This is a genomic window from Halobacillus sp., assembly GCF_049282395.1.
In the GTDB taxonomy this organism is placed as follows: domain Bacteria; phylum Bacillota; class Bacilli; order Bacillales; family Halobacillaceae; genus Halobacillus.
Genome location: NZ_JBAPTY010000123.1, coordinates 1 through 6,377, shown reverse-complemented (window position 1 = coordinate 6,377; position 6,377 = coordinate 1). Strand labels below are relative to the sequence as shown.

Annotated in this window: 6 protein-coding genes; 5 read left to right on the top strand and 1 reads right to left on the bottom strand. The window is 41.9% G+C overall.

The genetic code is table 11. The features are described from left to right. Positions 1-383: 383 nt before the first annotated feature. The 3 genes from WAM07_RS05805 to rsgA all read left to right on the top strand — a co-directional run bounded on the left by WAM07_RS05805 (position 384) and on the right by rsgA (position 2,771). Positions 384-1,307: a VanW family protein gene (locus tag WAM07_RS05805; RefSeq protein WP_422165533.1), complete on the top strand. Its 924-nt coding sequence runs from the start codon at positions 384-386 to the stop codon at positions 1,305-1,307. Between the two features lie 46 nt (positions 1,308-1,353). Beyond that, positions 1,354-1,524 carry a hypothetical protein gene (locus tag WAM07_RS05800; RefSeq protein WP_422165531.1) on the top strand — a complete coding sequence of 57 codons (171 nt, stop codon included), beginning with the start codon at positions 1,354-1,356 and terminating at the stop codon, positions 1,522-1,524. A gap of 203 nt (positions 1,525-1,727) precedes the next feature. Then, complete coding sequence (rsgA, locus tag WAM07_RS05795) at positions 1,728-2,771, top strand: ribosome small subunit-dependent GTPase A (protein WP_422165529.1); 1,044 nt, start codon at positions 1,728-1,730, stop codon at positions 2,769-2,771. Between the two features lie 34 nt (positions 2,772-2,805). Here the strand turns inward: rsgA and WAM07_RS05790 are convergent, their stop codons facing one another. Further along, positions 2,806-4,116: a glutamine synthetase family protein gene (locus tag WAM07_RS05790; RefSeq protein ID WP_422165528.1), complete on the bottom strand. Its 1,311-nt coding sequence runs from the start codon at positions 4,114-4,116 to the stop codon at positions 2,806-2,808. A gap of 252 nt (positions 4,117-4,368) precedes the next feature. Here WAM07_RS05790 and WAM07_RS05785 point away from each other — a divergent pair, with 252 nt between their 5' ends. After that, positions 4,369-4,770 (top strand): hypothetical protein, encoded by a 402-nt coding sequence (locus tag WAM07_RS05785; RefSeq protein ID WP_422165526.1) that lies wholly within the window; start codon positions 4,369-4,371, stop codon positions 4,768-4,770. Positions 4,771-4,917: 147 nt separating this feature from the next. Beyond that, positions 4,918-5,841 (top strand): manganese-dependent inorganic pyrophosphatase, encoded by a 924-nt coding sequence (locus WAM07_RS05780; RefSeq protein WP_422165535.1) that lies wholly within the window; start codon positions 4,918-4,920, stop codon positions 5,839-5,841. Positions 5,842-6,377: the final 536 nt, after the last annotated feature.

Sequence of the window (6,377 nt, the reverse complement as noted above, 5' to 3'; positions counted from 1 at the left end):
CTGTGGGATAAACATGATCGGTGAGACCCCGGAAAGCGTTAGCTTGAGGAGGCTCAGCACATGCCCGCGGAAAGCGAAATCGTCCCCCGGAGGACCTTCCGCTCAATACAAATATCTCGAAATCAAGTCTTCAACAAACGGGAGCTTATCTGTAAGATCAATGAGGAGTTTTAACAGAGCTTTAACTATAACTTAAAGCAGTTACTGGAAAGGAATTGTACTCAGCAGAGTATAATTCCTTTTTTGGTTCTGTAATGAAGAGCTTTCCTTCTATTAACAAGTATATAAATAAACAAATGAGCATTTGAAAATTAAATCTAAGCAAAAGAATTTCTACATGAAATCCTATCCTCTACTCAAACTAGAGAAGGGAGGTTTCGTTTATGAAATTAACGAATATGTTTATTTTCTTATTGCTTATTTCCCCATTTAATCAAAGTGAGGACCTGGCAATCACGTATCAAGGGGAAGAAATACTTACCATACATCCGGCAGACATTCTTATGGATCCTATTCTTCAGCCTTTTACAGACCATACTAAAGTGCATGAAATTATGGAACGGGTGGGGGAACTCGTTAAAGAAGAGCCGATGAACGCTAAAATAGGAGAGTCTGGAGAAATTGTACCTGAAAAAACGGGTTATAAACTCGATAAACAAGACTTTTCTAAAAACATGTATCATTCCTTGTACAGTCAGAGTGAGCATAAAATTGAAGTTCCAATGAACACCGTTCACCCAAAAGTAGACAGTGAGGTCCTTGCCAGTCTTCGTGCTCAAAAAATTGGTCATTATGATACGTATTTCAATTCCAATAACAAAGAACGGACCCACAATATTCGGCTGGCTGCTGAGAGTATCGACAGCACTGTAGTCTTCCCGGGGGAAACATTCTCTTTCAATGAAGTGGTCGGAAAACGAACGAAAGAAAAGGGGTACATGCCTGCCCCGGTTATTGTGAGAGGTGAAGTGTCGGAAGGAATTGGCGGAGGAATCTGTCAGGTTTCTTCAACGATTTTTAACGCTGTAGACAATGCTGGTGTACAGATAGGACAGCGTTATTCCCACAGTAAACGAGTCCCATATGTACCTGAAGGCCGGGATGCCACGGTCAGCTGGTACGGCCCGGATTTCACATTTAAAAACATATATAATCAGCCATTACTCCTCCGTGCCAATGTATATGGAGGGCAGATGAGCGTTTCGGTTTATTCCTCAGATGTAATCAATTTCGAATCGAGGGAGATACCAGGCGCTTCAAAGAAACTGCCGGAGGAAACCGAAATAAAGCGACTGAAAGAGGAATAAAAGTTATTCCTTATAAAGATAAAATGACAGATAAGGAAGTGAAAAAATGAATTGGGAGATAGCAGAACTAACGGAACAACAAAAAAGAAGCATTATGGAGCTTGAGAGTGAATTAGGCTATGTACTGATCGCCTATGATAATGGAAAGCATGGTTTTTCCACATCAAATGATAAAGTGGAGTACTATTCCATGCTGCACGGGACAGTAGAAGGTTAAAATGCGGCACTTTGAAGGTAATTCTACTTTAATAAAAAAATTACCGGCAACAATTGCTTTTTCTGCTATACTATAAAGTAATTACACGTTAGGAGTTGATGTTTTATGGCAAACACAATGAAGAAATTAAATTATGTATCCATCACATTATACAGTGGAGGACCCATCAACTTCTGACGTCCTCCGCGCTCAGGAGGAATTTAATGAAACGGAACGAAAGAAAAGATTTTCATGAGCATTTTAGTAAGCAGATGAACGAACAGGAACAAGCTGGCCGTGTGGTTCGATCCACTCATGGGATCTACAGCATTGCAACAGAATCTAAGACCTATACGGGTACATTATCCGGCCGTTTTCATAATGAGATAACGGAGAATAGAGACTATCCAGCCGTAGGAGACTGGGTCATCTTTCAACCTTACGATAATGATTCTAAGGCTTTAATTCAACGCATCCTGCAGAGAAGAACCCTTCTTTCCAGGAAAAAAGCAGGCACGGGGAACGAAGAGCAGATTATCGCTGCTAATATAGATGCTGTATTTATCGTTACGGCTCTGACAAAAGAGTTTAACGTCAGAAGACTTGAGCGATACGTGCAGCAGGTATATGAGAGCGGTGCACGACCAGTAGTGGTTTGCACAAAACGTGATCTTTGCGATACGGTCTCTGAAAAGCTGTGGCAGGTGAAGCGTGTTGCTCCCGGTGTTCCAGTTTATGCAGTGGACAGCTTGACGGGAGAAGGAATGGTTTCTCTGCTTACAGAAGTTAACGAAGGAGAGACCATATCCTTAATAGGTTCTTCCGGAGTAGGTAAATCAACCTTAATTAATCGACTGCTTCATAAAGAAGTCCAGGCAACGAAAAATGTTCGTGAAAGCGATGAACGCGGGCGTCATACAACCACGCACAGGGAATTGTTTGAGCTGCCGGAAGGGGCCTTTATTATTGATACTCCCGGGATGCGAGAGTTACAGCTTTGGGGTGATCAGGAAACAACAGCGGGTACCTTTTCCGATATCGAAAACTTGAGCCAGCAATGTAAATTCAGGGATTGCCAGCATGAGCAAGAACCTGGATGTGCGGTTCAGCAAGCTATTGCAGAGGGAGAGCTTGAAGTTGAACGGCTAAACAGCTTTAATAAACTGAAACGAGAATTGCACCGTTTGGAGCTGAAAGATCAATACGGGACTCATCGAACGAATCGGATGCTTCATGGTCCTAATAAAGGAAAGATTTATCCCTCATAAAAAATACCCCCATCTTAGATGGGGGTATTACTTTTTATTTGTTCATATATTTTTCGACTTCCCACTGGCTTACTTGAAGAGAATAGTCGGTCCATTCTTCTTCTTTATCATCAATATAAGCCTGCGCTGTGTGCTCGCCTAGAGCATCCAGAAGAACTTCATCCTTCTTAAGAGCTTCAATTGCCTCTTTTAAGTTTGTAGGAAGTGTTGGTACACTGTCGTCATCAACTTCATACAAGTTACGGCTTTCTGCTTCTCCTGCATCCAGTTCATTACGGATACCTTCAAGTCCAGCTTGAATAAGAACAGCCAGCGTCAAGTAAGGGTTCGCTGTAGGGTCCGGGTTACGCACTTCAAAACGTGTTCCTTTTCCACGAGTAGTCGGTACGCGCATCATACAGCTTCGGTTGGAGTGAGACCAAGCTACACTGACCGGAGCCTCATACCCAGGCACTAGACGCTTGTACGAGTTAACGTTCGGATTGGTGATGGCAGCAATTCCGCTTGCATGATGCAGAATTCCGGCAATGAATTGTTTCATTGTTTTAGAAACGCCATCCTCAGCGTCCTCATCAAAGAACGCGCTATCGCCATCTTGGAATAGGGAAAGGTGGCAGTGCATACCGGAACCATTCTCACCAGTGATCGGCTTAGGCATGAATGTTGCGTGATAGTCATGGTTTGTTGCAATATCTTTTACAACGTTTTTAAACGTTTGGATATTATCTGCCGTTTTCAGCATATTGTCAAAACGGAAGTTGATTTCGTGCTGACCCATGGCAACTTCATGGTGAGAAGCTTCCATTTCAAAACCATATTTTTTCAGAGTACGTACGATATCACGACGTACTTTATCTCCTTTATCTTTAGGAGAAGAGTCGAAATAACCAGCGCGGTCATTGAACTTTCTAACTGGATATCCGTCTTCATTTAATTTAAATAGGAAGAATTCTGGTTCAGGACCTACGTTAACGGTATAGCCCATGTCTTCCGCTTTTTGCATAGCGCGTTTCAAAATGTAACGAGGGTCTCCTTCGAAAGGTGTACCGTCAGGCTTATAGATGTCGCAAATAAAGCGAGCACTCTGATCTTCGTCTACCAGGGAAGGCAGAACCAAGAACGTATCTAAGTCTGGTACAAGGTACATATCACTTTCTTGGATGTCAGAGAAACCTGAAATGGAAGAACTGTCAAACATAGCTTCCTCATTTAATACCATATCTAGTTCATCGATAGGGAGTTCTACGTTTTTAGTTTCCCCAAGCATATCTGTAAATTCTAGTACGATGAATTCTACTTTGTGTGCTTGTACTTCCTGCTTAATCGTTTCTTTCGTGTAAGTCATACATTACCCTCTCTTTAATTTATTATGAGGAGTTTCGCCCCAATGAAATTGGAGTAGAACCTCACTTAATTTGTGTATGTAAGGAATTCTAACACAAAGTGTTATTAGTTCTCAAACATCTTTTTTACTTTTACCCCTTTGACTTTCTCATTAAACCTTCTCAATTCAGGCATGCCATAGGATTTACGGATTTAAAAAATTTTTAGAAATATTTGAATCTCTCTCTCGTATGCTTACTAGTAGAGGTGATGAATGGTGAAGCGTACGTACTGGGTAATTCTTGGACAGGCATCTATTTTATTTATTTACCTATGGATAGCTTCTTATTTATTCCAATTTTTACAGATGAAAGCGAATGAAGTGGAAAGTTTTTATTTCTACTTATTATTTACCCAAACCGCGTATATTCCGGTGGGTTTTCTAATGGGCTCCGGACAAATGATTAAAGAATGGAAGGGAGAAGGCAGATTAAGAATAAACCGATTATTGATCGCTTTATTAGTAGTGCCGGCTCTTTATATACTTTTTGTACCCTATTTTCTCCCTTTCCCATCCGTAACACCTGCCATTATTTTAACAAATCCTTCAGCAGGAACCGTGATCCAGATTATGGCAGGCTACGCTTTTGTCAAAAGCATTCAAAAAAAGAAGTGAATGGAGAAGGTCCTTTCATTTTCCGTAAGTGCGGTGGTTGATTCATCGTTTATTACAGCGATAAGATGGACGCGCGTCTATTTTTGTCTTATAATCGTCACTGTAAAAGACGTACATAACTACGCACAAGGAGAAAGGAAGATGACAATGAATAAAACATTAATTTTTGGCCATAAAAATCCTGACACGGATACGATTAGCTCAGCGATTGCTTATGCCGCTTTAAAAAATTCACTTGGCTTTGATACAGAGCCGGTACGTTTAGGAGAGATCGGCGGGGAGACTCAATACGCTCTCGACTATTTTGATGTGAAAGCACCCAGGCTGGTTGAGAAAGTATCTGACGAAGTGGAACAAGTTATACTGGTTGACCATAACGAGCGCCAGCAGAGTGTAGAAGATCTGGCAGAAGTTAAAATTCTTGAGGTTATTGACCACCACCGTATTGCTAACTTTGAAACGGAAGGACCTCTTTACTATCGTGCTGAACCCGTGGGTTGTACAGCGACGATTTTAAACAAACTTTATAAAGAAAATAATAAAGAAATCTCTAAACCAATGGCCGGGCTGATGCTATCTGCCATTATCTCTGATTCTTTATTGTTTAAATCTCCGACATGTACCGATGAGGATCGCCAGGCAGCTGAAGAACTGGCTGCTATCGCAGGCGTGAATGCAGAAGAGTACGGACTTGAAATGTTGAAAGCTGGCGCAGATATCAGCGGCCTTTCTGCTGAAGAAGTTATTTCTCTGGATGCGAAAGAATTTTCCATGGGAGATAAAAACGTTGAGATCGCTCAGGTGAATACAGTGGATACAGATGATGTGCTTACTCGTAAAGCGGAACTTGAGCAGGCTATGGAAAAAGCTGTAGCAGATAAAGGTTCGGATTTATTCTTATTAGTCGTAACGGACATTCTTACGAACAATTCTACAGTAGTAGCTGTCGGGAACAAAGAAGCTGTCGCTCAGGCGTTTAATGTTTCATTAGATGGCAACCAGGCTGTACTTGAAGGTGTAGTTTCCCGTAAGAAACAAATCGTACCTCCGTTGAACCAATATTTCGCGTAATAATATAAAAACGACCCTTGTGTAAAAAGGATCGTTTCGGGGCCGTCGAGTTAAACTCGGCGGTCTTTTTTTCTATCTGTTAAACTTTGTAGGTCATTTATAGTTAAAGACTTATTAAGCTATAGTGCCGGATTGTTGAAGACTCAGTTTCAAGATAACTTGGATCCGTTGCCGAAAACTTGATAAGGGAGGCTGCGGAAACAACTCGCTTTCCTGCGGGGGAACTGGCAAGCATCCTCGCTCGTTCACTCCCTGTGGGGTCTCGTCGTTTCCTTCGCCAACCCAGCCTGAAACGTATAACGGATCCTTTCATATGAGAGGTAATCATGCTGAAGGAGCCTTAAAGGCTTATATAGCGGGGTTTATACACCTGAATACGCTAGATACTCTTTCGGTCTAAGGTTCATTATCTTTGTTGAGCAGGCATCTTCGAAGTGGATTTCGAGCTCTCTATTTCGCAAGTTCCAGAGGGGGGGGCGATGCAGACTCCTGCGGGATGAACATGATCGGTGAGACCCCGCAGAGCTTGCTCGAGG